The organism is Nocardia flavorosea NBRC 108225, from assembly GCF_001613385.1.
Taxonomy (GTDB): domain Bacteria; phylum Actinomycetota; class Actinomycetes; order Mycobacteriales; family Mycobacteriaceae; genus Nocardia; species Nocardia flavorosea.
Window position 1 is genome coordinate 344,955 of record NZ_BDCG01000008.1, and the last position, 24,806, is coordinate 369,760.

Sequence of the window (24,806 nt, forward strand, 5' to 3'; positions counted from 1 at the left end):
GCCGTGGTGGGCGAAACCGGAACATACCCGCCCCGCAGACACTCGGCGACTCCGCCGACCGGCACAGCGCGATCACCACCGTGGTCCCCGCCCCGCGCCCGAACCGATACCGCGCGAGCTGTGCCGAGCGGCACCATTCGCCTCGGTTCGCCGGGGGGCTCGGCGCAGCCTGGACAGCGATCCCCGCGCGGGTCGCGGGTTCGCCGAGACACCGAACACGAGTACGCCAGGATCGCGAGGTCGCCGAGACACCGAACACGAGTACGCCAGGATCGCAGGGACGCGGGGACGCGGGGACGCGGGCGATCAGAGCCGATGCGGCATGGTGTACCGAGCACGACCGGCCGGTGAGCCGCGACCGCTCAGACCTCGTCGGCGAGCTCCATCCAGCGTTCCTCGGCGGTTTCCTTCTCCGCCTGCACCTCTTTCAGCTCGGCGCCGAGGGCCACCAGTTTCTCGGGCTCCGTCGCCGCGGCGGCGAGGGCGGTGTGCAATTTCGCCTCGCGTTCGCCGAGTTTGTCGATGGCGCGTTCCAGGCGGGAGAGTTCCTTACGGGCCGCGCGGTAGGCCGCCGAATCGGTCTGCGGCGCCTCGGCCCGGTGCGCGGACGCGGAGGCCGCCTGCCGGGCCGTATCCCCGGCCTCGAGCTCGGCCCGCCGGGCCAGGTACTGGGTGATCCCGCCGGGCAGGTTGGTGAGCTTGCCGTCGCCGAACAGCGCCCAGGTGGTATCGCAGATCCGCTCGATCAGGTAGCGGTCGTGACTGATCACCACCAGCGTTCCGGCCCAGTTGTCGAGTAGATCCTCCAACTGCTGCAAGGTGTCGATATCGAGGTCGTTCGTGGGTTCGTCGAGCAGCAGCACATTCGGCTCCGACATCAGGATGCGGGTGAGCTGCAGCCGGCGGCGTTCACCACCCGAAAGATCCCGCACCGGAGTGCGCTGCCGGGCCGGGGTGAACCCGAGTCGTTCCGCGAGCTGACCGGCGGAGAGCTCCAGTGCCTTGCTGCCCTCGCCGAGAGTGATCCGCATGGCGATCTCCTGGACCGCCTCGAGCACTCGCATATCCGTGGGAAGGTCGTCGAGTTCCTGCCGCAGCCAGCCGATCCGCACGGTCTGTCCCTGCACCCGTTTCCCCGCGACCGGTTCGATATTGCCCGCCAGTGCCCGCAGCAGGGTGGTCTTACCCGAACCGTTCACACCCACCAGGCCGACGCGCTCGCCGGGAGCCAACCGCCAGGTCAGGTCCCGGACCAGTTCGCGGCCGTCGGGTGTGGTGAGCGTGGTGTCCTCGAGTTCCACCACCACCCGGCCCAGCCGCTTCTTGGCGAACGAGGCCAGCGACACACTGTCGCGTGGTGGCGGGACGTCGGCGATCAGCGCCTCCGCGGCCTCCACCCGGTAGCGCGGTTTGGAAGTACGGGCCTGCGGGCCCCGCCGCAACCAGGCCAGTTCCTTACGTGCCAGATTCCGCCGCCGGGCCTCGGTGGCATCGGCCTGCCGGGCACGTTCGGCGCGCGCGAAGATCCAGTCGCCGTATCCGCCCTCGTAGGTTTCCACCCGGCCCCCCACCACTTCCCAGGTGCGGGTCGCGACGGTGTCGAGGAACCAGCGATCGTGAGTGACCACGACCAGCGCGCTACGCCGGGCCAGCAGATGTTCGGCCAGCCACTGCACGCCCTCGACGTCGAGATGGTTGGTCGGTTCGTCGAGCACCAGCAGGTCCAGATCGCGCACCAGGGCGGCGGCCAGGGCGACCCGGCGGCGTTCCCCGCCGGACAGATTCGTGACGGTGGTGTCCAGGCCCAGCCCGGCGATCCCGATACCGTCGAGCACCGAACGGATCCGCGGATCCGCGGCCCATTCGTGTTCGGCGATATCCCCCGTCGGCGCGTCGTCGGCCAGACCGGCGAGCACGACCTCGCCGATGGTCGCCCCCTCGGGGAGCACTCCGCGCTGGGTGACCACGGCCATGCGCAGTCCACCGAGCCGGCTGACCCGGCCCCCGTCGGGCTCCTCGATCCCGGTCAGCACCTCGAGCAGCGTGGTCTTACCGCCGCCGTTGAGACCGACCACCCCGATCCGCTCGCCCGCATGCACCCCCAGCGAGACCCCGTCGAGCAGTGGTTTGATCCCGAAACTCTTGCTGACCTGTTCGAGATTGATCAGGTTGGCCATGAATCCTTCCGCCTCCGCTGCCGGCCACGCCCATACGCGACCCCGACCAGCCTATCGAGGTCCCCGCACCGGCCGACCGTCGCCGGGGGTCGAGCACCGCCCGGCCGGCGGAACCGGTCGGTCCAGTAACGACCCACCGCCGGTCGAAGCGCACCGTGCCCGGACACGACGGCGACTCAGCCCGCACCGACCGTCCGAACGAACAGTTTCGATGCTCACCGGTGAGCCCGCCGCGAGACCCACCTCGCTGTAGGCGGGCGCAGCAGCCTCGGCCGGAAGGCATGGGCCGCCGCGGTGTCTGCTCGACGCCAGAGCCCCGCAGGGATCACCCCCGGCACGGGCCCAGGGGTGGGGCTCCAGGTGCCCGGCACCAGGTGATGCCTTCTTCCGGGTTCATCGTCCGGGCGCCCGGCACCGGGCCGGTCGGCGTCGCCTCCGGGTGGGCACGTCCGAGCGAGTGACTACACGGTCTGTTCGGGGTGCCGCCCTCGAGCAGACCGGGCATCTGCCCGGATTCGAAGCGGGCGGCGGTCGGTGCGCTCGACGCCGGGACAGCCGGACGAATCATGATCTTCGCGGGCCAGGGGCGGGGGATTCCGGGGACGGGTGAGGCGATTCATCCTGACTGGTTATCCGCGCTCCCGGTACCGGGCCGGTCGCCGTCCGCACGCTGCGGGCGACCCCGGCGCCGGAGAGTTCCGCCGCGACCGCGACGGCGGATTCGGTGGTTTCACAAAGGAAGGCGCAGGTCGGGCCCGAACCCGATACCAGCCCGGCCAGCGCTCCGGCCTCCACTCCTGCCCGGAGTGTGCGGCGCAGATCGGGGCGCAGCGAGACCGCCGCGGCTTGGAGATCGTTGCCGAGCAGCGGGGCGAGCTGGTGCGGATCTCCGGAGGCGAGGGCCTGCATGAGGGCCTGGGGTTCGCCGAGGCGCGGGGGATTGCCCTGAACGCGGAGCCGGTCGAGCTCGGTGAAGACCTCCGGAGTGGACAACCCGCCCTTCGCCAGGGCGAGCACCCAGTGGAATGAGTTGCGCGCGAGCACCGGAAGCAACCGTTCCCCGCGTCCGGTGCCGAGCGCGGTCCCGCCGTGCAGGGCGAAGGGCACATCGCTGCCCAGTTCGGCCGCCACCGCGGCGAGTTCGTCGCGATGCAGACCGAGTTCCCAGAGCTCGTTGAGGCCCACCAGTGTGGCGGCCGCGTCGGCGCTGCCGCCGGCCATTCCGCCGGCTACCGGGATACCTTTGTCGATGGTGATTTCCACCAGCGGTGCCCGGCCGGCCAGCTGGGCGAGCCGGACCGCTGCCTTCCAGACGAGGTTGGTGCGGTCGGTGGGGACTTCCGCGGCGCCTTCCCCGGTAACCCGCAGGGTGAGCGAATTGGCGGGAGCGATCTCCAGATCGTCGGCGAGGGACAGAGCCTGGAAAACGGTGGTGAGCTCGTGGTAGCCGTCGGCGCGCAGGTCACCTACTCCCAGATGGAGGTTGACCTTCGAGGGTGCCCGCACGGTGACGGGACTGGGCACAACGGACAGCACGGTGCCCAAGCCTAATAGGTGCTGTTGGGCGGGGACCATCCGAAGACCGGGCAGGGACCTGGGCCACACCACCCTTGCGACTATTACCCCCCGGGGGTATATTCGTGAGGTTCCGACAGAGGACCGAGCGCTAAGGAGACACCATGTCCACCACCAGCACTTACACCGTCAGCGGTATGACCTGCGGCCACTGCGTCCAGGCGGTGAAAACGGAAATCGGCAAAATTGACGGCGTCACCAGCGTTGACGTCGATCTCGCCTCGGGCCGTGTCGTGGTCGATGCCGCCGCCGAAATCGCCGATACCGATATCGCGGCCGCGGTGGACGAAGCAGGCTACGAACTGGCGAGCTGATCGCCGGCCTGCGCGGCGAGGCGAACGAAGGCCGCGGTGTCGAGGGTTTCCCCGCGCGCGGTCGGCGCGATTCCCGCGGCGAGCAGCCTTCGTTCCGCCTCCGCCGGGCTACCCGCCCAGCCCGCGAGCGCGGCCCGCAACGTTTTCCGGCGCTGCGCGAATGCGAGATCGATCACCTCGAACACCCGCAACCGGTGCGATTCGTCCACCGGCCAGGGCGGTTCAGTGAAGCGATCCACCCGCACCAGCCCCGATTCCACCTGCGGCACCGGCCAGAACACCTGCCGGCCCACCGCGCCCGCCTTCGACACGGTGCCGTAGAAACCGGCCTTCACACTCGGCACGCCGTATACCCGGCTCCCCGGCGGCGCGGCCAGCCGATCCGCGACCTCGGCCTGCACCATCACCAATGCCGTAGTGATACCGGGGAATTCGGCCAGCAGATGCAGCAGGACCGGAACGGCCACGTTGTAGGGAAGATTCGCCACGAGGGCGGTCGGCGCGACCGGAAGCATCCCCGCACGGACCCGCAGTGCGTCACCGGGCACCACGGTCAGCCGGTCGGCCAGTGTTGCGGCCCGTTCCCGCACCGTATCGGGCAACTGTTCCGCAAGCACCGGGTCGATCTCGACGGCGAGCACGGAATCCACCACATCCAGCAGGGCCAGCGTCAGCGATCCCAGACCGGGCCCCACTTCGAGCACCGTATCCGCACGCCCGACACCGGCCGCGGTCACGATCCGGCGGACCGTATTACCGTCGTGCACGAAGTTCTGCCCGAGCTGTTTGGTCGGGCAGACACCGAGCCGCTCGGCCAGCTCCCGCACCTGCGCGGGCCCCAGCAGAGCCACCTCACCACGCGCCATCATCTCGGCATCCGACACCGGGAGAACTTACCAATCGGGTTCTCGGCGCCATCTCCGGCGGTGCAGGCCGGAGCCTGATCGGAACGGCCCCGGAAGGGACACCCATGGAGGGGACTGCAATTTCGGAGGTGCACCGCGGCCCGGAGAGCGGGCCGGGCGGCGCTCGCCGCCCGTACGGCTAGACGAGTGCGGGCTGGTGCACCGGCAGCTGGTGGGAGTGGGAGTGACCGGCCGGCGCCGAATGCGCCCGGTCGCCGTGGGAATTGTGGGTGGCAATGGCCGCACCGGCGCCGACCATCAGGATCAGCAGCACGGCGGCGATCGCCACGTAGAGCATGGGCGAGCGTGAGGAGTTGATCCTCGCAAAGGGTGACACGGTCACGGGACGATAACGAAGGTCAGCGGTCCCGACAACCGCAACGAACCGGCCCGCCGGTCCGGCAACAGCATGCACCTGCCGAACCCCTGCTAGACGAAATAACGCCGGAAAAACTGTGATGTAACTCACTTTCCCGTCGGCGGCAGTTTCAGGCCGTGAGTCCGTACACGCGGCGCGCGTTCGCCGTGCTGATCTCCGCCAGCTCCACCGGATCCTGCGCCCGCAATTCCGCCACCGACCGCACGGTGTACGGCAGGCAATACGGCTCGTTGGGCGCACCCCGATACGGATGCGGCGTCAGATACGGCGCATCGGTTTCGACCAGCAACTGGTCGTCCGGCACCACCTTCACCGCCTCGCGCAGTTCGTGCGCGTTCTTGAAACTCGCGGTCCCGGAGAAACTCAAGATGTAACCCTCGGCCACACAGGACAGCGCCATATTCGCGTCCGAGGAGAAACAATGGAAGATCACCGTCTCCGGGGCGCCTTCGTCGAGCAGCACGGTCAGCAGATCGTGATCGGCTTCCCGATTGTGGATCATCAGCGGTTTACCGATCCGTTTGGCCAGGTCGATATGCCAGCGGAAACCCTCGATCTGCGTTTCGATATCGGCGCAGCCGTCGAGTTTGCCCGGCCAGTAGTAATCGAGCCCGGTCTCCCCGACCGCCACCACCCGCGGATCGGCCGCCAGCTTCTCCAGCTCCGCCCGCGCCGCGTCGTCGAGCGCGTTCGCCCGCGTCGGATGCAGGGCGACCGCCGCATACACGCGGTCGTCCCAATGCGCGGCCGCCACGGCCCAGCGGGCGGCGGCCAGATCGTCGGCGACGGTCACCACTCGGCCGACCCCCACTCCGGCCGCCCGATCGACCATCTCGGCAACCGAACCCGCATCGGTGGCCCCGCAGGCGTCGAGATGGGTATGGGCATCCACCAGCGGCGCCAGCGGTTCGGGCGGCGGCGGGGCAGGGCGCCGGGCGTTCACCGGAGGGCCACCGATTGCCGGGCGACCGAGTTCACAGCCGAGTGAGACTTTCGCACGGATTCACGAAGGGGCACGGTTCTCACAGTAGAGTCCGCCACCACCGGGCGAGACACCCGCCGGTGCGCTGCCACTGCGCCGGCGCCCGGCAGCGGAGCCGGGGGCCCGAATGGGATTCCCGCCCACGAACAGGGGCCAGTAACCTCTGATGCCATGAACACGCAGTCGAGTCGGGTTCACACCGGTCCGCATGATGGAATCAAGGCACCATGAGCGCAGCCGACCGCCCCGCCTTCTATATCACCACGGCCATCGCGTACCCGAACGGTGCGCCGCATATCGGGCATGCCTACGAGTACATCTCCACCGATGCGCTCGCCCGGTTCAAGCGGCTCGACGGGTACGACGTGTTTTTCCTGACCGGCACCGATGAGCACGGCCAGAAGATGCAGCAGACCGCCGCCGCGGAGAACGTCGCGGTGGAAGAGCTGGCCGCGCGTAACTCCGATGTGTTCGAGCGGATGGACAAATCGCTCGATATCTCCTTCGACCGGTTCATCCGCACCACCGACGCCGACCATCAGCGCGCCAGTATCGCGATCTGGCAGCGGATGCTCGACAACGGCGATATCTACCTCGACAACTACTCCGGCTGGTACTCGGTGCGCGACGAGGCGTTCTACACCGAGGAGGAGACGACGCTGCTCGACGACGGCAGCCGCATCTCCACCGAAACCAACACCCCGGTGACCTGGACCGAGGAATCCAATTTCTTCTTCCGGCTCTCGGCCTACCAGGACAAACTGCTCGCGCTCTACGACGAGCATCCGGAATTCATCGCCCCGGCGACCCGGCGCAACGAGATCGTCAGCTACGTCAAGTCCGGTCTCAAGGATTTGTCGATCTCCCGGACCACCTTCGACTGGGGTATTCCGGTTCCCGGCCACCCCGACCATGTCATGTACGTATGGGTGGACGCGCTCACCAACTACCTCACCGGTGTCGGGTTCCCGGAAACCGATTCCGCCGCGTTCGGCAGGTTCTGGCCGGCCGATGTGCACATCATCGGCAAGGACATCACCCGCTTCCACACCGTGTACTGGCCCGCGTTCCTGATGTCGGCCGGTATCGACCTGCCGAAGCGCGTATTCGTGCACGGGTTCCTGTACAACAAGGGCGAGAAGATGTCGAAATCGGTCGGCAATGTGGTCGACCCGCTGGAACTCGTCGACACCTACGGCCTCGATGCGGTGCGTTTCTTCCTGCTGCGCGAAATCTCCTACGGCCAGGACGGCAGCTACAGCCACGACGCCATCGTCTCCCGGATCAACGCCGATCTGGCCAACGAGTTCGGCAACCTGGTGCAGCGCAGCCTGACCATGGTCGCCAAGAACTGCGGCGCGGCAATCCCCACTCCGGGTGAGTTCACCGCCGACGACCGCGCCCTGCTCGACCGCGCGAACGGCCTGCTGGAACGCTGCCGGGCCGAGTTCGACCTACAGCAGATGCACCTGGCGCTGGAACAGATCTGGCTCACCCTCGGCGAAACCAACCGCTATTTCACCGCTCAGGCGCCCTGGACGCTGCGCAAATCCGGGACCGAGGAAGACCTCGCCCGGATGGCGACGGTCCTCTACGTCACCCTCGAGGTGATCCGGATCGTGGCGATCCTGGCCCAGCCGGCCATACCGGGATCATCGGCCAAGATCCTGGACCTACTGGCCCAGCCGGGCCGCGATTTCGCCGATATCGCGACACCGCTGGTCCCGGGAGTTCCGCTGCCGGCACCGGCACCGGTTTTCCCGCGCTACGTGGAGCCCGAAACCGACGAGTGATCTCCGAGGCCGCCCCAGCACCCTGCTGGACGGTACCGCGCCGCGACCACCTTCGACCCGCGACGCCCGTGCCACGTCCGCGGTGGGCGAATAGTCCCACCGCGCGGGCGTGCCCCGCCGGGTACTGGCGCGGTGCCTCCGGCGCAGTCGGCCGATACAGCGCGTCGCCGAACGTTCGAGAGATTCGGTCGTCCGGGGCCGGTCGCCGAGACGCGCGTTCTGCACGCCGCGTGTGCTGTCTCGACCCGGTCGAGCGCAATCCGCGGCAGGTCTCCGGCCGCTCGCCCAGCGCAGATCGACCGACTGATCCAGCGCCTGAGCTGGAGCCGCAGCGGGGAGCCGGAGCCGGATCATGGTGTCAGGCGCCGGGCAGTCGCCCGCCTCCGCCCTACGGTGGCCGGGGCGGCCGGACTTCGAGTACACGGGCCGAATGCTGCATTCATCCGACCGTCCGGCGGGCGGCGTGAGACCGCGCCGCTTCACTCGACAGCGGCGCGGCGGGCGGCCAGGACGGCGTCGTAGAGTTCGCGGCGCGATACTCCGGCGATCTCGGCGATCTCCGCGCTGGCGTCCTTGAGTCGCAGCCCCGCGGCGGCGCGTGCCTCGACCTGCGCAACGAGGTCCTCCGGTTCGGCGACGGTCGCGCTCGCGCCCTCGAGGACCACAGTGATCTCCCCGCGCACACCACCGGCGGCCCACTCCGCGAGCTCGGCCAGCGTTCCGCGCACCACCTCTTCGTAGGTCTTGGTGAGTTCCCGGCACACCGCGGCCCGCCGGTCACCGTCCAGGATCTCGACAGCGTCGGCCAGGCATTCGGCCAAACGGTGCGGGGCCTCGAAGAACACGCAGGCCCGCCGTTCGGAGACCAGAGTGCCCAGCCACTCCTTACGCCGCCCCGATTTGCGCGGCGCGAACCCGTCGAAACAGAACCGGTCGACCGGCAACGCGGACAACGCCAGCGCCGTCGTCACCGCCGAGGGGCCCGGAAGACAGGTCACCGGCAGATCGCGTTCGGCACAAGCCGCCACCAGCCGATACCCCGGATCGCTCACCGAAGGCATCCCTGCATCGGTGACCAGCAGCACGGTCCGGCCGCCGGCGATCTCCTCCAGCAGTGCGGGAACCTTCGCCGACTCCACATGGTCGTAGAAACTGACCACCCGGCCCCGGATCTCGACACCCAGCGCGTCCGCCAGCGACCGGGTCCGCCTGGTGTCCTCCGCCGCGACGATATCGGCGGTCCCCAGCGCTTCCCGCAACCGCGCGGAGGCATCCCCGATCTGCCCCAGCGGTGTCGCCGCCAGAACCAGTCCGCCCGTTGTCACCACACTCCTTGTCTTCTTGCGCCGACTCCGTCGGCGCAAGATTGCTATATCTTTCGGCGGCGCCTTCGGCGCCACGGATTTCGGCCCCCTCGGTCCCCACAGGGCCTCGTAAAACTCGGCTCCGCCGCTGGTTAAACCGGTCTTGCTGTGGCCGCGGCCGCGATCTCGTGTGCACAGCCCGCTCCAGACACCCTGTTCCGTGGTTGTGCGGCAGCCCGGTGCCTCTCCGGGGCCACCGCGGGCCCCTGGTTCCGGTGGTCCGCAACTACCTGGAACGTATCAGGTACGTGGTACGCGTTCCGCCTGCTACCGCCCGGAACGTCCCGGGCGGCGATGACCTGGGCGAAGGCCGGCAGAGCGCAGCGCAGCCGTCGGCGCGGCGCGGGGCGAGCAGGATCAGCACACCGCAGACACCGGCGGCACCCCAGCGCATTTCGGCGGCGCGAGGTGGGCGGATTCGCTCCCGTCGACCGATATGTCCGCCTCTCCGGGTACCCGGCTGCGACCGGTTCGGGCGTGTGGCGTCGCGTGGTGGGCACACCCATAGACTCGAGGCCGTGAATCAGCTGACCGACTCGCGCCCGAGCGCGTCCTGGCGGCCGCCGCGTACCCGGTCGAGCCCGGCACCGCTGCGGCCCGCACCGGATTTCGGTCCGACCGATACCGTACGCGGCTGGGTGGTCAGCCTGTTCTTGACGGCGATCGCGGCCGTCACGCGCTTCACCATGCTCAGCTACCCCACCGACGCGGGCACGCCGGTTTTCGACGAGAAGCACTACGCCCCGCAGGGGTGGCAGATCCTGACCGGCGGTATCGAGGACAACCCCGGTTACGGCCTGGTGGTGCATCCACCGGTGGGTAAACAGATGATCGCGCTCGGTGAAGCGTTGTTCGGCTACAACGGCTGGGGGTGGCGGTTCACCGCGGCGGTGGCCGGCACCCTGCTGGTGCTGCTGGTGATCCGGATCGTCCGCCGGATGACCCGATCCACACTGCTCGGCGCATTCGCCGGAATCCTGTTGATCGCCGACGGGGCGAGCTTCGTATCGTCGCGCATCGGCATGCTCGACATCTTCCTCACCTTCTTCGTCACCGCCGCCTTCGGCTGCCTGATCGTCGACCGCGACCAGGTCCGGGCGCGCCTGGCCCGCGCCGACGCCGAGGGCCGGATCGCCGAGACACCGTGGGGTCCGCGGCTGGGTGTGCGCTGGTGGCGGTTCGGTGCGGGGGTCCTGCTCGGGCTCGCGTGCGGGACCAAATGGTCGGGCCTGTATTTCATCGCGGCATTCGGCCTGATGAGTGTGCTGTTCGATCTGTCCGCGCGCCGCGCCTACGGTGTGCGCAAACCGCTGTTCGGCACCGCGATCCGAGATATCGGCCCGGCGCTGTACGCGCTGGTCGTGATACCGCTGGGCGTCTACCTGGCCTCTTATGCCGCCTGGTTCCGCGAAGAAACCGCGGTCTACCGCTATATGGCCGGTAACCCGTCGGCTCCCGAGGACGGTATCGGCACGGGCGGTTTCTGGTCGCACCTGTTCCCGGACGCCCTGCGTTCCCTGTGGTACTTCCACTCCCGCACCCTCGGCTTCCACTCCGAGCTCACCAACTCGGCGGGCAACCATCACCCGTGGGAATCCAAACCGTGGACGTGGCCGATGGGCTTGCGCCCGATGCTCTACTACTACGCCGACGACGGGGTCACCGGCTGCGGGCAGAGCGAATGCGTGAAAGCCGTCATGCTGATCGGCACCCCGGCGCTGTGGTGGGTCGCGCTGCCGGTGCTGGCCTGGGGCCTGTGGCGCTGGGTGGTGCGCCGCGACTGGCGCTACGCCGCCGTGCTCACCGGGTACGGCGCGGCGCTGCTGCCCTGGTTCCTCACACTGGACCGGCAGATGTACTACTTCTATGCGGTCGCACTGGCCCCGTTCCTGGTGATGGCGCTGGCCTTGGTCTTCGGCGATATCCTCGGTACCGCACGCCGAGCGGCCGCCAGAAGTCCGGGCAGCGACACCGGCCCCTTCCTGCCGCCCGAACCCAGCGAACGACGCAGTCTGGGACTGCTCGCGGTATGCCTGTATCTCGCGGTGGTGATCGCGAATTTCATCTGGTTGTGGCCGATCCTGACGGCCCTGCCCATCACCACCGGCAACTGGCAGGATCACCTCTGGCTACCCAGCTGGCGCTGAGAAACGTGCCCGATCAAGCGATCAGGGCGGTTTCGACGTAGTGCAGCGCGGCTGCGGCGTCGAGCCCCAGCCGGCGGATCGTCGCAACGTATTCGGCGGCGGCTCGGCCGGCGGCATCGACGGTGGGGTCGCCGGAGGAGGCGATGAAGGTACCCCGCCGGCCGCGAGTTTCCAGGACCCCGTCCTGTTCCAGTTCCCGGTAGGCCCGGGCCACGGTATTGGGGGCCAGGCCCAGTTGCGCCGCGAGCGCGCGCACCGTCGGAATTTTGGTTCCCGCGAGGAGTTCACCCGCCCGGACGCGGGCGATAACGGCAAGACGTAGTTGTTCGTAGGGTGGGACGCCCGAATCGTGCGACACCGTGATCTCGAACATGCGTCCGTTCTTACCGCATCCGGGCACTTCTCATACGCTATCCCGGGCAAGTGGGCAGGATAGGCAGCGTGGGCCGCCGCGGCCCGAGCCCAACTCCGAGCCGGGGATGCGCAGCACCTCGATACCGGAAGCTTCGAGACGAGCATTGGTCATCTCGTTACGTTCGTAGGCGACGACCACGCCGGGGCCCAAGGCGAGCGTGTTGTTCCCGTCGTCCCACTGTTCGCGTTCGGCGGTGACCCCGTCCGTTCCGGTATCGATCACCCGGAGTTTGCCGATTCCCATCGCGGCCGCGGCGGCGGGTAGGAACGGGTCGGGCCCGGTGACCACACAGCTGTCGGTATCGGTGCGGAGGATCGTGTACGCGGTGAGGGTTTCGCGCACACCCGGATACATCACGACCGCATCCGTGTCGACCATGGTGCATACGGTGTCGAGGTGCATGGTGGCGCGGTTCTGGGCGATCGGCGCCACCAGCACGGTGTGCGCGAGCCCGTCGTCGAACAGGCTGCGGGCCAGGGCTTCCGCACCGGCCGGAGTGGTGCGTTCACCGACGCCCACGGCCACGACCCCGGGGGCCAGCAGCAGCACATCACCGCCTTCGATGGGCGCGGTATGCGATTCGTAGGCGCGCCGGACCCCGAGGAATCTCGGGTGGAATGCGTAGATCAGATCGGTCAGCGAGGTTTCGCGCGCACGGGCGGGCAGTGCAAGTGCGGTGATCGCAACCTTGGGGCCGACCCAGAACGAAGAGTCGCGGGTGAACAGGAGATTCGGCAGTGGGTCGATGACGAAATCGCCCCCGTGGTGCATACGGCGGACGAGGGAGGTGTCGTCGGCGGCGAAGGGCAGTTCGTCGAAGGTCATCCCCGCCATGAGGATTCGGGCGAGTTCGGGTGCGGGAACTCCACGCAGCTGGGCTGCCAGTTCGGCGGCGAGCGAATGGCCGAGGCGGCGTGCGTGCACGGCCGCGGAGATGCCCTGGATACGGGCGGCGCCGCTGACCGCGAGGGTTTCGGCGAGCAGATCGCCGAGTAGCAGCACCTCTATCCCGCGGTCGCGCAGGACCGCGGCGAAGTTGTCGTGTTCCTGCTGGGCGCGTTCCACCCAGGGAATGGCGTCGAAGAGCAGTTGATCGTTATTGCGCGGGGTGAGCCGGCGCAGCTCGTCGCCGGGCCGGTGCAGCAGTACCGCGCGCAGGTTGCCGACTTCACTGGTCACCCCGTAGGTGGGGGCCGGGTGGCCGGTGTCCCGTTGCCGGGTATCGGATGCGGCATCTGATCCCATGTCCTGACAGTAATGCGCGCGATAGCCGGCGGCATCCGTGCGGGCCGTCGAGTTCGCGGCATATTTGCCTCGAATTCGGCCCACAACGCCAGCAACCCTGAAGTATGGTTGAGGATGACAGAGGAGGGCGGATGCCGACAGCGGATTGGAAAACCAAAGAGCTGACCCCGGGTCAGCTCTCCGAGCGTAGCGGAGTCGCAGTGTCCGCGTTGCACTTCTACGAACGCGAGGGCCTTATCTCCAGCCGCAGGACCAGCGGAAATCAGCGCCGCTACACTCGGGAGACCCTGCGGCGGGTCGCCTTCATCCGCATCTCCCAGCGGGTCGGAATCCCACTGAGCGATATCCGCGACGCGCTGGATCGTTTGCCGGAAGGTCGCACGCCCACCCGGCGGGATTGGGAAACCCTGTCCACCGCCTGGCAAGCGGATCTGGACGAGCGGATAACCCAGCTGGTCCGGCTACGGGACAATCTCACCGGATGCATCGGTTGCGGCTGCCTGTCGCTGGGTAGCTGCAAACTGGTCAACGAACACGACCGGCTCGGCGCCGAAGGTCCCGGCGCCCGCGTCCTCGACGTTCACCTCAACTGCCCGGAGCCGGGCCTGTGCGACGACCCCGGCGATCCCCTCAGTGCGTCGCCGGAGAATCCGGATCCGGTGTGCTCGCTACCGCCCGATCCCGATTCACCGACTGTTTCAGCGTGCTGAACTGCCGGTTCGCCAGCCGCATCAGCAGTTCGTACGGGAAGGCGAACTTCCGCTTCCACCAGTAACCGAAGCGGATATCGAACGAGCTGTACACCAGGAAGCGGTTGCGCTCGATCCCCTTCAGAATCGCCGCGGCGACCTTCTCCGGCGGTACGGCGTGCCGGGTGAACAGCGAGGTCACCCGCTGCACTCGCGGATTCTCCTTGTCCACACCGACCAGGTCGAAGGTCCGCACCAGTGGTGTCGCCACCGCGCCCGGCGTCACCAGATGCACCGTGATCCCGTGTTCGGCGAGCTCGAAACGCAGCACCTCCGACAAACCCCGCAGGCCGTATTTGCTCGCGCTGTAGGCGGCATGCCACGGCAGGGCCAGCAACCCCGCCGCCGAGGAGACATTCACCAGCGCGCCCGGCTGCCCGGACCGCACCATCGGTGGAACGAAACGTTCGATGACATTGATCGGCCCGAGCAGATTGATATCGACCATCCGGCGCCAGTGCCGGATCTCCAGACTGTCGACAGTTCCCCAGACCGAGGTTCCGGCCACGTTCATCACCACATCCAGGCTGCCGAAGCTCTCGTGCACAGCGGCGGCGAACTCGGCGACGGCGTCGTAGTCGGAGATGTCCAGCGCCCGCGAGAGGAGCACGGTCCCACCGGCGCGTTCGATCTCGCCGGCCGTGGCGGCCAACCCGTCGGTGTCGATATCGGTGAGTACCAGCCGCGCGCCACGGGCCGCTGCCGCCAGCGCGGTCGCCTTCCCGATACCGCTGGCAGCACCTGTGACCAGCGTTTTGGCGCCCTGCACCGTTTTCCTGCGGTTGACCCGCCCCATGCCGACTCCCGATCTACGACTGCGCTGTCGGCAGCAGCGTACCGAGACCGGGCGCGGGTGGCACGGCGGAGCAGCGGATCGCCGGTTTCGGAAACCGTCCGCGCGGTCACAGATCCCACGGGTCCAGTCCGAATTCGGGCAGCGTGTGGTCCAGATTGGACAGTCGCCTCAGCGAGGCCGCGAGTTCGGCACGATGCGCGGCGGTAGGCGCGGCGGAGTAGGCGCGAGCCGTGGCCAGATGTTCGGTGGCCAACCGGTGGGCGATGGCAGTCCGCGTGTCCCGGCCGACCATGTTCCATTCGGCAGGATCGATATTCGCCCGCAGAGCCCGGTCGGAATCCCAGTGCTGCTGGACACGGGCGATGAAAGAACTGTCGAGCTGCGCTCCGGGGGCGGGGGCGAGGGTATGGCGGGCAAGACTGTCGGCATCGCTGACGGCCTGAGCGGCGAATGCCATTTCGGCGTCCGTCCCGACGTGGTTGAGCACCGCATGGCCCGAGGCAACGGCCTTCTGCAACGGCGGGAACCCGTACGGGTTGCGGGAGCGGGTGTCGTCACGGGTCTGCCGCGCCCGCATATGGTGGTGGATCCGCTCGTGACTCGCCCCGGCATCGCGTAGTACCGCCGGCAGCATCTCGGCCGGCACCCGGTTGTTCTCGAGATACTTCAGCGCCCGGTTCAGGCCGAGTTCGGTGTGGATACCGCCCCATTCGCCGGCTTCCTGGCGCGCCAGCAGCCGCCAGTTCTGCCGGCCCATCGCCCGCCAATGATGCGATTCCCACCGGCTGGCCGCTGTTGCGATATTCACCCGATCGTTGCGCATTGTCCCGATGGCCAGCGGGCTCAGCGGATTCAACGTGCGACCGAGCAGCCAGGCAGTCAACGGCGAGGCATTGACAGTGTTCAGCGCCGCCAGGTTCGCGATCACCCCGGCCCCGGAGCCACCACTCGAACCTTTCCCCCCACCTGCGCCGCCCATCCCGAGCGCGGTCCCACCGGAGCCTGCGGGCGCCCCCTGGACGGCTAGCGCAAACCGGTTGGCAACCCACCCCGAACCACGCGTGAGGCTCTTCGACAAACGACCCATCTGGAATAGGGCGACGATTTCCACGACCGCGGCAATCACGATCACGGCGACCACCTGACCGCGGGCCTGCTGGAAAATATTGCCCAGCAGCAACAGGTAGATACCGACGAACACGGTATATGCGCACATCCGGGCTGCCGCGATGCCCGAATTCACCAGGTTTCGCACCAGGAAGGACTGGGTCGGACCGTAGACGAAACCTCCGGCGGCGAATCCGAACACCGCCATGAACGCCTGATAGATGGCATCGAGCGCCGCACGCATCAGCCGAAGGGAGAGCACCACCGCGAACAACAGCAGTACGGCTGCCGAGACCAGAAGTATCAGCCCGGTACCTATCTGGCCCACCTGCGGTTGGGCGGAGGTGACCGCCACCGTATCGTCACAGGAGCCGAGTTCGCGCTGCGTCCGCTCGGGATCACCGGCCGTCATCCCCGCCGACCACGCTGCGGCGCAGGCCGACCGGTCATCGACGATATGCCCGAAGTTCCATACCTGAACCGGACGCCGCGCGAAATTATCGGCCATCTCCCCTTGCAGGGTGCTCAGCACCAGGTCCGGATTCCGCGCGTCTGCGCCGTTGAGGCCGGCGGCGACCGCTATTCCCAGGTCGCGCCCCCGGGTCAGCAGGCCGTCCGACCCCAGGGCGCCGGCAAGCGGGGAGACCAGGTACAGCGGCCCGAGCACGGCCACGATCAGCATTGTCAGCGTCTGGGCAACAGCCCTGCTGTGGAAGCCGCGCACCGTGAACCAGGCCACGAAGAATGCCCCGATACTCGTGGCCGTAATCAAAACCGCGGGGGTGGTGAGCCGGTCGGCGAACGCGTTCACTGCCCCCTGCAGGGCGTCGGCGAACAAGTCGAGCCAAGCGAAACTGAGTGCGTAACCGATGAACCAGATCGCGGTGGTCACGATAACCATATATCCGACGAATTCCAGGCCTATAAGAGTCCAGACCACCGTTGCACCGGGATCGGCGAGACCGGCTCGCTCGCTGACGAAGGTGTAATCGGCCAACTGCACACCGGCGGAATCCCGGATATTCATCCAGGCGACACCGTCCATCCGGCTCGGCGCCGGCCCACCCGCCTCGTCCTGGGCCATGGCGACCGCGCCGAGCCCGCCGGGAAAAACGGTGAGTATCGCTACCAGCACGAGGCTGCGGAAGAGACGGGTCCGGCGCGGTCCGGCCCATGATGCCGGGAGTCCGCGGCCACCGAGAATACGCACAGCGGCCGGCCGTCAGGGCGCCGTGGCTGTCGTGCGTCCAAATTTCGCGGGTAGCCCCCGCCGATCTGCGCTGCCGGTCATGTCGGCATTGGTAATCACGTGGAATGAAGTTCAGCTGAACTGATAGTGGCGGATAGTGCCGCCCACGGTGAATTACGAAACAATATCGCATAATATAGCCAGCGCTGAGAATACCACTAGAATGCGCAAATAAACCCGGCCACCACTGGGAATCACCGAATAGATCCAGGGGATTTACCCGCCAACTTCCGGACAACCGTCCAGTTTGCATAGTTCGATATAACAATGACGGATTTACAGCGCACAACACCGGCAATCCACCGAACCCCGGCAGCCGGGCGGGCCGCCCGGACCGCCACCGGTTGATAGCATGGCGAATCCGGCCGACCACCCGGTCGGCTTGCCCACAGGAGACATCTCGAAAGAGTCCATCCATGCAGTTTGAAATCGTCGAGCGGGACGAGACGTGGGTGGCCGGACTTCCGGTACGCAGCCCCAAGCGCGCGCTCGGTGAACTACGCGACCGCGACCTCGAGGGTGCCTGGTCGTCGGTGCTGCATCACGAACTCGGCGGGCCACTGGCCACCGCGTACACGGACTACTCACCCGAACTGGGGACCTACAACACCCAGATCGTCGGCTACGAGTGCCACTCCTTCGACGAGGTCACCCGCGGCCATATGGTGGCGCGCCTGCCGCGCGGTACCTATGCGAAGTTCTCCTCGGTGGGCAACTTCCCGCAGATCATGACCGGCCTGTGGACCCAGATCGCCTACGCCGAGGAACACAACCGGATAAACCGCATCTTCACCGGCGATTTCGAGTTCTATCCGCACGCATACAAGATCGATCTGTACCTGGCGGTCGAGCCCCGATGACCTACACGATCGTGGTGCGCGACGAGTCGGTGTACGCCGGCCTGGTCGTACCGAAGGTGCGTCCCAGCTTCAAGGTCAGCAACAGCGAACTCATCGAGTTCCTCAAGGACAGGCTCAGCGAACGAGCGGCCGAATCCGCCGGCTCGGCCGAGGCGGAGCGCCCGATGTACACCGTGTACGTGCGCACGCCCACGGGAACCTACAACGCTCTGGTGTGCTTCGAATACGCCGACCCGGGCGATTCCGCCATCGGCGATGTTCTCGTCCGCGTCCCACGCGGCGTCTACGCGCGTTTCGTACCCAACGGCGACTACCACGACCCCGTCGAGGACGTATGGGCGCAGGTCGACGATGCCACGGCCTCGGCCGAGATAACTCGCGCCTACCGCGAGGAGATCGAACTCTGGCACGGTTCGGAATCAGTGGAGCTGTTCATTTCGATCGCCACCTGACAGCGGCTGGAAGATTTGTTGCCAGGCGTTAACCAACATCGAACCAACCGGTCTCCTGGTAACCGAACATTCTCGAACCACCTGGCCTGACCTGCGATAACAGCCGAATCTCGCAATAGTTTTCGGAAGATTAACCAGACTTCTGGTCAATTGTGTTTCGATGACGGATACTGCACTGGGCACGTCGGCGAGCCGGGGCGTCGGCCGAGCTGCTGGACAACATATCCCGTACCCCCACCGGGTGTACGGCGAAAGAGTAGGAACTGCCATGACTGTCGAAACGATCGCAGTCGGCCAGGAAGACCACCCGCGCCACGGCCGCGCAGCGGGATTTCGCGACAACGTCTCCGGCTATCGAATCTGCGCCACCACCCCCGAGCACTCCCCCGAACTCTGGCACCGCTACCTGGCCGGTGCGCAGAACACCTACCGCCACTTCGGCAACGAGCAGGTACTGGATTACGACGCCGTCGCCGACGGCGCGTCGACGGCTTTGTTCTTCGCCGCTACCGACGCCGCCGGCACGGTGGTCGGCGGCGTACGGGTCCAAGGCCCCTACACCTGGGTTTCGGAGGTCGCCTCGCTCACCCCATGGGCCGGGCGGCCGGGCGCCGCGGATCTGAGCCTGATGATGGCCCGGCGCATTCCCCGGGGCGTAGTCGAATCGCGGGCGGCCTGGGTCGACCGCAATGCCGCCCGCCGCAGCGATCTGGCCGCCGCGATCTCCCGCTGTATTGCGCACGCACCGCGACTGCTGGGCGTCCGCTACAGCTTCGCGACCGTCGCCGACTTCACCACCGAACGACACCGCGCCACCGGAGCTGTCGTCGCGCAGGCAATCCCACCCGTGCCGTACCCGGACGAGCGTTACCGAACGGTGCCGATCTGGTGGGATACCAGTAGCTACCACCTGTTTGCTGACAGGTTGCAGTATTTGATGATGCGTGGTGAACTTCGCGCTATGGGAGTAGCTGAACCGAGGTCTTCGCGATCCATCCGGGCGCTGCACCGCGGTGGGGAGGAATGCCGGTCACATGCTCGGTGAAGCAGATCTCGGGGTGGAGTACCGCCCGCTGATCCTGAACCCGGCCGACCCCGACGACGAACGGGCACTCGCCGGATTGCGCAGCACACCGCATATCGAATTCAACGATCTGCGCGGCTTGCTCGCCGCCGAGTTCGGCAGACTCAACGACCCCCCGGAGACCACCGAGGGTCCGGCGGACGACCGCTGGGTGTACTACCCGTGGCGGCGCAGCGTTCTGGTCCTGCCGGGGCCGCAGACATTCCGCGCTGTCCGGCTCGACCGCAATCGCTACAAACTCACCCGGGCCGAACAGGATCGGCTACGCACCCTCACGGTCGGGGTCGTCGGGCAGAGCGTGGGGCATGGCATCGCCTACACGCTGGCCCAGGAGGGGGCGTGCGGGGCGCTGCGCCTCGCCGACTACGACGAACTCGAACTGTCCAACCTCAACCGGGTGCCCGCCACCCTGTTCGATATCGGCGTGAACAAGGCCATCGTCACGGCCCGCCGGATCGCCGAACTGGATCCCTACATACCGGTGGATGTGCGCGGCGGTGGATTGGACGCCTACTCCGTCGACGAATTCTTCGAGGAACTGCACATCGTCGTCGAGGAATGCGATTCCCTGGATATCAAACTGCTCGTGCGGGAAGCGGCCCGCCGCCGGCGGCTACCGCTGATCATGGAGACCAGCGACCGCGGCCTGCTCGATGTGGAACGCTTCGACCTCGAACCGGACCGGCCGCCCTTCCACGGCCTGCTCGGCGATGTCGCGGCCGACCAGCTGCGCGACCTGTCCACCCGGGACAAAGCTCCCTACGTCGTGGGATTGCTCGGCGCACATGACCTGTCCGCCCGGATGGCGGGCAGCCTGGTCGAGGTGGGCGAGACCTTGAACAGCTGGCCGCAACTGGGCGGCGACGTCGTACTCGGCGCGGCCAGTGTCGCGACGGCGGTGCGCCGGATCGGGCTGGGCAGGCCGCTACGGTCGGGCCGCGTCCGGCTCGATATCGACCAAGCCCTCGACACCCTCACCGATCCGGACCTCGATACCGACGGCCCCAGCGCCGATATCGAAGCGGATCCGGCACCCGCGACACCGCTCGAGCGGATCCTCGAATGCGCGCAGCGGGCACCGTCCGGCGGCAATATCCAGCCGTGGACGCTGCACACCACGGGCTACGAAATCCACATCACGCTGGACCCGCGCTACACCACTGCCCTGGACATCGGGTATCGCGGCAGCGCCGTCGCGGTGGGCGCGGCGCTGTACAACGCTCGCGTCGCAGCGGCTGCCTGCGACCGGCTCGGCCCCTACGAGCTCATCGAAGCCACCGATCCCCCACTCACCGCGATTCTCCGTCCGGGAACCGGCACCGACCCGGTACTGGCCGCGGATTATCCGGCTGCGCTGTCCCGGGAGACCAACCGCCGGATCGGCCACGGCGGCCGGATCCCGGACTCCGTCCTGTCCGGGCTCGCCGCCGCGGCCGCCGCCGAGGGCGCACAGCTGCGGGCCGTCATCGATTCTGCGGCCCTGCGTGCGATGGCCGAGGTGCTGGCCGAATCGGACCGGGTCCGCTACCTGACCCCGCAGCTGCACAGCGAAATGTTCGCGGAGATGCGCCGGCCCGGGGACGACCTCACCGACGGTATCGATACCCGATCACTGGAGCTGGCAGCCGACGAACGAGCAGCCCTGCAGATCGGGCGGCGCGCCGATGTGATGGCTCAATTGCACAGCTGGTCGGCGGGCGCCGCTCTCGGCGATTACGCCCGCGACCGGGTACGTTCCAGCTCTGCCGTCGTCGCGGTCACCTTCCGCCCCGAACCGGGCGTCCGGGGCGGCGGCTTGACCGATTACGCCAACGCCGGAGCGGCAGTCCAGCGTGTCTGGATCCAGGCGCAACGCTCGGGTCTGGCAGTGCAGCCGATGTCGCCGGTGTTCCTGTTTTCGCAAACCCGTACCGAACTGGATGCACTTTCTCCGGCGTACGCGGATAGACTGTCCACACTTCAGGGTCGTTTCCTGGAAATACTGGAAGTGCCGGAACAAGAAAGCGTGGCGCTGGTACTACGCCTGAGTTATGCGGCAGCTGCCAGCGTGCGGAGTAAGCGTCGCCCGGTACCGGGCGGAGAGCTCCGCGGTTAGTGTGATCGGAGATCAGGTGCCTCGGCGGACACTCGACTCGCTGGTGACCGAAGTCGCCGCGGAGCTGATGGGCGTCGACTCGGCGACCATGGTGTCGGCGACCGAACAGGTGCTGGCCATGCTGATCGACTACTTCGATGTGGACTTCAGCTATCTGCGCCACAACGATCCCAAGACCCGGTCGACGGTGCTGGTGGCCGAATGGCCGCCGCGTCAGGACGTACCCGAGCCCGATCCACTCAAGGTCGTCTATTTCGACCAGGCCGATTCGGTATTCCGGTCGCTCGAGCACGCCACCGAACCATTTCTGGTCCCGGCCAGTGCCGCCGACTACCAGCAGACCATCCACTCCGCGTCCGGGCTCGGCGATATCAGCTCCGCGGCCGTCCCGCTGGTTTCCCGGGGGAAATCCACCGGACTGCTCGGGTTCGTCAAGGTCGGCGACCGGGACTGGAACAACCGCGAACTCAATGTGCTCAAGGCGATCGCCACGCTGTTCGCCCAGTTGCAGGCACGGGTGGAAGCCGAGGAACAGCTCCGGTTCATCGCCCTGCACGACGATCTGACCGGGCTGTCGAACCGGCGTGCGTTGCTCGAACATATGGAACAGCGGTTGCGGGCCGGCAGTCCCGGGCCCGTCGCGGCCTTCTTCCTCGACCTGGACCGGCTCAAGGCTCTCAACGATTTCCTCGGCCACACCGCAGGCGACAAATTCATCCGCACCCTGTCGGAGCGGCTCCAGGACAATCTCGACCCCAACGATATGATCGCCCGCCTCGGCGGCGACGAGTTCGTCATCGTGCCCGCCAAACCCATGGACACCGTCGCCGCCGAACACGAGGCGACCCGGATCCGGGAACTCATCAGCCGGCGGGTGACCGTCGGCGGTGAATCGGTGAGCCGCGGCGCCAGCGTCGGCGTGGCCGTCGGTGTCCCCGGCGAGACCACCGTCGCCGATGTCCTGCGGCGCGCCGATCACGCCCTGCTGTCCGCCAAATCCGGCGGCGGTAACGGGGTCGCGCTGTTCACCGACGCGATGCGCGCCCAGTTCGAGCTCCAGGACGATGTGGAACTCAATCTGCGCAGCGCCGTCTCCGACGGATCGCTGATCCTGCACTACCAGCCCGAAGTAGACCTGCGCACCGGTCGCATCGTCGCGATGGAGGCCTTGGTCCGCTGGCTTCATCCCACCCGCGGTCTGCTGCCGCCCGGTGCCTTCGTCACCGTGGCCGAGGCCACCAACCTGGCCGGTGAGCTCGGCCGCTGGGTTATCCGCACGGCCTGCGCGCAGTTCGCGCGCTGGCGCCGGCAGGGATTGGCGACCAATATGGTCATGCGGATCAACGTATCCCCGGTGCAGCTGGTGAGCTTGGATTTCGTCGAGCGTATCGAGGATATCCTGCGTCATTTCGGGATCGACGGTAGCTCCATCTGCCTGGAGATCACCGAGCATGTGGTGGTGCAGGATCTGGCCCGCACCCAGGTGACGCTGCGCGGGCTCAAACGAATGGGCGTACAGATCGCCATCGACGATTTCGGCACCGGCTACTCCTCGCTCTCCCATCTGAAAGCGCTGCCGGTGGACGCAGTGAAAATCGACCGCGGATTCGTCCAGCGGCTCGGGGCGAGCACCGACGACCTCGCCATCGTGAAATCGATTATCGGCCTGGCCGGGTCGTTCGGGCTCGGCGTGGTGGGCGAGGGTGTGGAAACGCCGGTCGCCGCCCGCACACTGGTCGGCCTGGGCTGCTACCGGGCCCAGGGCTTCCTCATCGCCCGGCCGCTGCCCGCCGACGAGGTCGGTGAACATCTCAGCGTGGGCCGAATCCCCCTCAACCTCGATCTTCCGCGCGCGGGCCGCGACCAGCCCGACCGTTAGCCGGCCCGAACCGAATAAACCCCGAACCAAATAACACCGGAAGTTAACCGGCTGTTCGACGGCCCGGTTCCGGCGGGCACCCAGGCCCGGCCACGATCGGCGGCGTGCGCATCGTGCAACTGGCCAACTTCTACGGACCACGTTCCGGAGGTTTGCGTACCGCACTGCACCACCTGGGCGAAGGGTATGTAGCCGCCGGACACGAGGTAATACTGATCGTCCCCGGGCCACGCCGCGCCGAGGAGATCCTGCCGGGCGGGGTCCTGCGCGTCACGCTGCCCGCACTACCCATTCTGTGGACCGGTGGCTACCGCGCCGCCGACCCGCGGCGGGTAGCCGATACCCTCACCGGCCTGCGCCCTGACGCGCTGGAAGTTTCCGACCGGCTGACATTGCGCGGCTTCGGACGCTGGGCCCGGCGCCACGGTGTGGCGGGAGTGATGATTTCGCATGAACGGCTCGACCGGCTGCTGGGCCAGATCATGCCGCAGCGGTATGCCCGCCGCCTCGCCGATATCGCCAACCGGCATACGGCCGACCAGTACGACATGGTGGTGTGCACCACCGAATTCGCCCGTGCCGAATTCCGGCGGATCGACGCACCCAATGTCGAAATGGTTCCGCTGGGAGTCGATCTGGAGCTGTTCAATCCGCATCGCCACGATCACGGCCTGCGGGCCGACCTCGGCGTGCCCGGTCATCCCCTGCTGGTGCATTGCGGGCGGCTGTCGGTGGAGAAACGGGTGGACCGCAGTATCGAGGCAGTGGCCGAATTACACCGCCACGGAGTCGAAGCGCGCCTGGTGGTCGCCGGTGACGGCCCGCGGCGGGAATCACTGGAACGACGGGCCCGGTCGCTGCCGGTGCCGGCCGGAGGCCTACCCGCGGTCCATTTCACCGGTTTCATCACCGACCGCGCCGAGGTCGCCAGATTGCTGGCCACCGCGGATATCTCGCTGGCTCCCGGCCCGCACGAAACATTCGGGCTCGCCGCGCTGGAGGCGCTCGCCGCGGGCACCCCGGTGGTGGCCAGCCGGTCCTCCGCTCTCGCCGATATCGTGACCGCCGATTGCGGCGCCGTGGCCGCTGACGAGCCGGCCGCCTTCGCCCGGGCCGTCACCGATGTGCTCGCCCGGCCGGCCGGCCGGCGGCGGGACGCGGCGCGGCTGCGGGCCGAGCAGTTCACCTGGCCGGCAGCCGTATCGGGAATGCTGTCGGTACTGGACCGCTGACCGGCCG

20 protein-coding genes are annotated in these 24,806 nt (G+C 67.6%); 10 read left to right on the forward strand and 10 right to left on the reverse strand.

Translation table 11 applies throughout. The annotated features are described in order from the left end of the window. Positions 1-362 precede the first annotated feature (362 nt). Both NFL01S_RS09735 and NFL01S_RS09740 read right to left on the reverse strand, forming a co-directional pair. Positions 363-2,177: an ABC-F family ATP-binding cassette domain-containing protein gene (locus NFL01S_RS09735; RefSeq protein ID WP_062973578.1), complete on the reverse strand. Its 1,815-nt coding sequence runs from the start codon at positions 2,175-2,177 to the stop codon at positions 363-365. A 564-nt stretch (positions 2,178-2,741) separates the two neighbouring features. After that, the gene (locus tag NFL01S_RS09740) at positions 2,742-3,713 is read right to left on the reverse strand and encodes a 4-(cytidine 5'-diphospho)-2-C-methyl-D-erythritol kinase (protein WP_062973819.1); all 972 of its coding nucleotides are present in this window, start codon (positions 3,711-3,713) and stop codon (positions 2,742-2,744) included. A gap of 143 nt (positions 3,714-3,856) precedes the next feature. Here NFL01S_RS09740 and NFL01S_RS09745 point away from each other — a divergent pair, with 143 nt between their 5' ends. Then, positions 3,857-4,066, forward strand: coding sequence for a heavy-metal-associated domain-containing protein (locus NFL01S_RS09745; protein WP_062973580.1), 210 nt, complete (start codon positions 3,857-3,859; stop codon positions 4,064-4,066). On the opposite strand, the gene rsmA is transcribed toward NFL01S_RS09745, so the two are convergent. From rsmA to NFL01S_RS09755, 3 genes are all read right to left on the reverse strand, one after another. Continuing rightward, the gene (gene rsmA, locus NFL01S_RS09750; protein ID WP_210744517.1) at positions 4,048-4,935 is read right to left on the reverse strand and encodes a 16S rRNA (adenine(1518)-N(6)/adenine(1519)-N(6))-dimethyltransferase RsmA; all 888 of its coding nucleotides are present in this window, start codon (positions 4,933-4,935) and stop codon (positions 4,048-4,050) included. The genes NFL01S_RS09745 and rsmA overlap by 19 nt on opposite strands. A gap of 175 nt (positions 4,936-5,110) precedes the next feature. Then, positions 5,111-5,314, reverse strand: a complete 204-nt coding sequence (locus NFL01S_RS34275; RefSeq protein WP_084492547.1) for a hypothetical protein — start codon at positions 5,312-5,314, stop codon at positions 5,111-5,113. Between the two features lie 145 nt (positions 5,315-5,459). Then, complete coding sequence (locus tag NFL01S_RS09755) at positions 5,460-6,293, reverse strand: TatD family hydrolase (RefSeq protein WP_062973584.1); 834 nt, start codon at positions 6,291-6,293, stop codon at positions 5,460-5,462. Between the two features lie 266 nt (positions 6,294-6,559). Here NFL01S_RS09755 and metG point away from each other — a divergent pair, with 266 nt between their 5' ends. Then, positions 6,560-8,125 carry a methionine--tRNA ligase gene (metG, locus tag NFL01S_RS09760; protein WP_062973586.1) on the forward strand — a complete coding sequence of 522 codons (1,566 nt, stop codon included), beginning with the start codon at positions 6,560-6,562 and terminating at the stop codon, positions 8,123-8,125. A gap of 479 nt (positions 8,126-8,604) precedes the next feature. Here metG and rsmI read toward each other — a convergent pair whose 3' ends face one another. Next, positions 8,605-9,450 (reverse strand): 16S rRNA (cytidine(1402)-2'-O)-methyltransferase, encoded by an 846-nt coding sequence (rsmI, locus tag NFL01S_RS09765; RefSeq protein ID WP_245670583.1) that lies wholly within the window; start codon positions 9,448-9,450, stop codon positions 8,605-8,607. Between the two features lie 557 nt (positions 9,451-10,007). On the opposite strand from rsmI, the gene NFL01S_RS09770 reads away from it, so the two are divergent. Beyond that, on the forward strand, positions 10,008-11,636 hold the full coding sequence (locus tag NFL01S_RS09770) for a dolichyl-phosphate-mannose--protein mannosyltransferase (protein ID WP_084492548.1): 1,629 nt from the start codon (positions 10,008-10,010) through the stop codon (positions 11,634-11,636). Between the two features lie 13 nt (positions 11,637-11,649). Here the strand turns inward: NFL01S_RS09770 and NFL01S_RS09775 are convergent, their stop codons facing one another. Together NFL01S_RS09775 and arcA are read right to left on the reverse strand one after the other, a co-directional pair. Next, a complete protein-coding gene (locus tag NFL01S_RS09775) occupies positions 11,650-12,009 on the reverse strand; it encodes a GntR family transcriptional regulator (protein WP_062973591.1) in 360 nt (119 codons plus the stop codon). 30 nt (positions 12,010-12,039) lie between these two features. Continuing rightward, a complete protein-coding gene (arcA, locus tag NFL01S_RS09780; RefSeq protein ID WP_062973594.1) occupies positions 12,040-13,296 on the reverse strand; it encodes an arginine deiminase in 1,257 nt (418 codons plus the stop codon). 131 nt (positions 13,297-13,427) lie between these two features. Between arcA and soxR the strand changes: the two genes are divergently transcribed. After that, positions 13,428-14,006, forward strand: coding sequence for a redox-sensitive transcriptional activator SoxR (gene soxR / locus NFL01S_RS09785; RefSeq protein WP_084492549.1), 579 nt, complete (start codon positions 13,428-13,430; stop codon positions 14,004-14,006). On the opposite strand, the gene NFL01S_RS09790 is transcribed toward soxR, so the two are convergent. Further along, the gene (locus NFL01S_RS09790; protein ID WP_062973599.1) at positions 13,927-14,841 is read right to left on the reverse strand and encodes an SDR family oxidoreductase; all 915 of its coding nucleotides are present in this window, start codon (positions 14,839-14,841) and stop codon (positions 13,927-13,929) included. The genes soxR and NFL01S_RS09790 overlap by 80 nt on opposite strands. Before the next feature lie 106 nt (positions 14,842-14,947). Beyond that, positions 14,948-17,083, reverse strand: coding sequence for a hypothetical protein (locus tag NFL01S_RS09795; RefSeq protein WP_062973601.1), 2,136 nt, complete (start codon positions 17,081-17,083; stop codon positions 14,948-14,950). Positions 17,084-17,613: 530 nt separating this feature from the next. Here NFL01S_RS09795 and NFL01S_RS09800 point away from each other — a divergent pair. The 6 genes from NFL01S_RS09800 (at position 17,614) to NFL01S_RS09825 (ending at position 24,799) form a co-directional block, all read left to right on the forward strand. After that, positions 17,614-18,057, forward strand: coding sequence for a GyrI-like domain-containing protein (locus NFL01S_RS09800; RefSeq protein ID WP_062973603.1), 444 nt, complete (start codon positions 17,614-17,616; stop codon positions 18,055-18,057). Then, positions 18,054-18,509: an effector binding domain-containing protein gene (locus NFL01S_RS09805; RefSeq protein WP_062973605.1), complete on the forward strand. Its 456-nt coding sequence runs from the start codon at positions 18,054-18,056 to the stop codon at positions 18,507-18,509. The genes NFL01S_RS09800 and NFL01S_RS09805 overlap by 4 nt, the downstream gene beginning before the upstream one ends. 268 nt (positions 18,510-18,777) lie before the next feature. Then, entirely contained in the window at positions 18,778-19,554 is a 777-nt protein-coding gene (locus NFL01S_RS09810; protein WP_063915895.1) for a hypothetical protein, read from the forward strand. Further along, complete coding sequence (locus NFL01S_RS09815; protein WP_062973607.1) at positions 19,544-21,688, forward strand: Rv1355c family protein; 2,145 nt, start codon at positions 19,544-19,546, stop codon at positions 21,686-21,688. The genes NFL01S_RS09810 and NFL01S_RS09815 overlap by 11 nt, the downstream gene beginning before the upstream one ends. Before the next feature lie 16 nt (positions 21,689-21,704). Then, entirely contained in the window at positions 21,705-23,567 is a 1,863-nt protein-coding gene (locus NFL01S_RS09820) for a bifunctional diguanylate cyclase/phosphodiesterase (RefSeq protein ID WP_280507559.1), read from the forward strand. 104 nt (positions 23,568-23,671) lie between these two features. Then, positions 23,672-24,799, forward strand: coding sequence for a glycosyltransferase (locus NFL01S_RS09825; RefSeq protein WP_062973609.1), 1,128 nt, complete (start codon positions 23,672-23,674; stop codon positions 24,797-24,799). Positions 24,800-24,806: the final 7 nt, after the last annotated feature.

What these genes read in the sequence shown, in the direction of transcription:
- NFL01S_RS09735 (WP_062973578.1), bottom strand. Translation starts at nt 2,177, where the DNA reads ATGGCCAACCTGATCAATCTCGAACAGGTCAGCAAGAGTTTCGGGATC.
- NFL01S_RS09745 (WP_062973580.1), top strand. Translation starts at nt 3,857, where the DNA reads ATGTCCACCACCAGCACTTACACCGTCAGCGGTATGACCTGCGGCCAC.
- rsmA (WP_210744517.1), bottom strand. Translation starts at nt 4,935, where the DNA reads ATGATGGCGCGTGGTGAGGTGGCTCTGCTGGGGCCCGCGCAGGTGCGG.
- metG (WP_062973586.1), top strand. Translation starts at nt 6,560, where the DNA reads ATGAGCGCAGCCGACCGCCCCGCCTTCTATATCACCACGGCCATCGCG.
- NFL01S_RS09775 (WP_062973591.1), bottom strand. Translation starts at nt 12,009, where the DNA reads ATGTTCGAGATCACGGTGTCGCACGATTCGGGCGTCCCACCCTACGAA.
- arcA (WP_062973594.1), bottom strand. Translation starts at nt 13,296, where the DNA reads ATGGGATCAGATGCCGCATCCGATACCCGGCAACGGGACACCGGCCAC.
- soxR (WP_084492549.1), top strand. Translation starts at nt 13,428, where the DNA reads ATGCCGACAGCGGATTGGAAAACCAAAGAGCTGACCCCGGGTCAGCTC.
- NFL01S_RS09790 (WP_062973599.1), bottom strand. Translation starts at nt 14,841, where the DNA reads ATGGGGCGGGTCAACCGCAGGAAAACGGTGCAGGGCGCCAAAACGCTG.
- NFL01S_RS09800 (WP_062973603.1), top strand. Translation starts at nt 17,614, where the DNA reads ATGCAGTTTGAAATCGTCGAGCGGGACGAGACGTGGGTGGCCGGACTT.
- NFL01S_RS09805 (WP_062973605.1), top strand. Translation starts at nt 18,054, where the DNA reads ATGACCTACACGATCGTGGTGCGCGACGAGTCGGTGTACGCCGGCCTG.
- NFL01S_RS09810 (WP_063915895.1), top strand. Translation starts at nt 18,778, where the DNA reads ATGACTGTCGAAACGATCGCAGTCGGCCAGGAAGACCACCCGCGCCAC.
- NFL01S_RS09815 (WP_062973607.1), top strand. Translation starts at nt 19,544, where the DNA reads ATGCTCGGTGAAGCAGATCTCGGGGTGGAGTACCGCCCGCTGATCCTG.